Annotated in this window: 1 protein-coding gene; it reads right to left on the bottom strand. The window is 52.1% G+C overall.

What is annotated here, in order from left to right:
* The coding region (locus E3E37_RS10685; RefSeq protein ID WP_305849826.1) for an ABC transporter ATP-binding protein at positions 1-983 on the bottom strand (983 nt) is incomplete at both ends.

Below are 983 nucleotides of genomic sequence, written 5' to 3'. Positions count from 1 at the left end.
CCGAGGAAGGTTACTCCTCCAACGCGCAGGTGGACTATCTTCTCGCTCCCCAGGTTTTCAATAATCTCCACCATTGCTCGAACCATGTTCTCGCCGGGAACCTTCACTTGAGCGAACATTGCGTCGTAAATGTCCTCAGGGCGAATTCCGAAGATTACCTCCTTCCCGATTAAGTTCTCCTCACGGAGAACTTCAACTTGGTCTGGCAAGAGTTTCAGCTTGAATTCCCCGAAGTCGGCGAAACCGTCCTCGGTTATCGTCGCGTTCATGAAGTTCATTGGGGGTGATCCGATGAAGCCGGCGACGAAAGTGTTCGCTGGCTTGTCGTAAACTTCATCCGGCGTGCCGACTTGTTGGAGTACTCCAGCGTTTATGACTGCAATCCTGTCGCCCATGGTCATTGCTTCCACTTGATCGTGAGTCACGTAGATTGTGGTGACTCCGAGTTGTCTTTGGAGTCTCTTGAGTTCGGCGCGCATTTTCACTCTGAGTTTAGCGTCCAGGTTGCTCAGGGGCTCGTCCATGAGGAAGACCTGGGGCTTCCTCACTATCGCCCTGCCCAGGGCAACCCTCTGCCTCTGACCACCGCTCAGCTCCCTCGGCTTCCTCTTGAGTAATTCCGTCAGGCCGAGGAGTTCTGCGACTTCCCTGACGCGTTGGTCGATTTCTTGTTTTGGGACTTTTCTGAGTTTGAGGGGGAAGGCTATGTTGTCGTAGACTGTCATGTGGGGGTATAGCGCGTAGCTTTGGAAGACCATTGCGATGTCCCTGTCTTTGGGGGGGATGAAGACGCCTTTTTCTGGGTCTGCTACTAATTTGTCTCCGATGTAGATTTGGCCTTTGGTGGGTTCTTCTAAGCCTGAAATCATTCTCAAGGTGGTTGTTTTTCCGCAGCCGCTTGGCCCGAGGAGGATCATGAATTCTCCGTCTTTCACATGAAGATTCATATCCTTAACGGCCGCAAAATCACCAAACATCTTCCA

Source organism: Thermococcus sp. ES12 (genome assembly GCF_012027515.1).
In the GTDB taxonomy this organism is placed as follows: Archaea; Methanobacteriota_B; Thermococci; order Thermococcales; family Thermococcaceae; genus Thermococcus; species Thermococcus barossii.
The sequence above is the reverse complement of the archived record's forward strand: the minus strand, read 5'-3'. Positions and strand labels throughout refer to the sequence as shown.